The sequence below is a fragment of the Bartonella sp. AA83SXKL genome, assembly GCF_042196965.1.
In the GTDB taxonomy this organism is placed as follows: Bacteria; Pseudomonadota; Alphaproteobacteria; order Rhizobiales; family Rhizobiaceae; genus Bartonella.
This window is the reverse complement of sequence record NZ_JBHIRG010000213.1, coordinates 1-679: the sequence shown is the minus strand read 5'-3', so window position 1 is coordinate 679 and position 679 is coordinate 1. Positions and strand designations below refer to the sequence as shown.

Sequence of the window (679 nt, the reverse complement as noted above, 5' to 3'; positions counted from 1 at the left end):
TGGTAAAATGATTGAGAATAAGCTTTTAAAAAAGTTTGGCATAAACAGAAAATAAGTTAATAAAATCACCGGAATCAAAATTCCCTCACCTTTATATAATTTATTGGTTTTATATAAGTATAACGCCCCCACCCCCTCCGCCACAGCACTTTTATCACGCTATAACTTATTGATTTTATGTATGTTTTTTTAAGGTGCGGGATGTATAAATAAAGGTGCGGGAATAGGATTTTCCAACATGCCTGTAGTTTGACAGTAGGTTTTGCAGCAATTTATTTTTTTTCAAAGGGTTTTTAAGGGGTTCTCAAAAGGTCTTCAAAGACCTTTCAAAGGCTGTTTTAAGATTCGTAATTTTGAATGCGAATCTATTGGATTTTGCTCCTCTACATCTTTTATCCTACAAAGCATGATAATCACTCCTATTCTCTGAGACGTTCCCATTGTCTGCTAGATCGCTAAAGCGTGTAAAATCGGATTGAAAGGCAAGAGAAACTATTCCTGTTGGACCATGGCGTTGTTTGGCTATAATAACCACAGCTTTGCCCTTGGCTTTCTCCATTGTCTCTTGCCATTTTCTATACTTGGCGCTACTTCCTTTTTGAGATAATATTCTTCGCGATAAACAAACAGCACAATATCGGCATCTTGTTCAATGGAACCTGATTCTCGTAGATCTGCA

The 679-nt window shown here is 36.7% G+C and carries 1 pseudogene; it reads right to left on the bottom strand.

Going from position 1 to position 679, the window contains the following annotated elements:
• Positions 1-397 precede the first annotated feature (397 nt).
• Positions 398-679: pseudogene (locus ACFINO_RS10690) on the bottom strand (DnaB-like helicase C-terminal domain-containing protein); the annotation flags it as partial.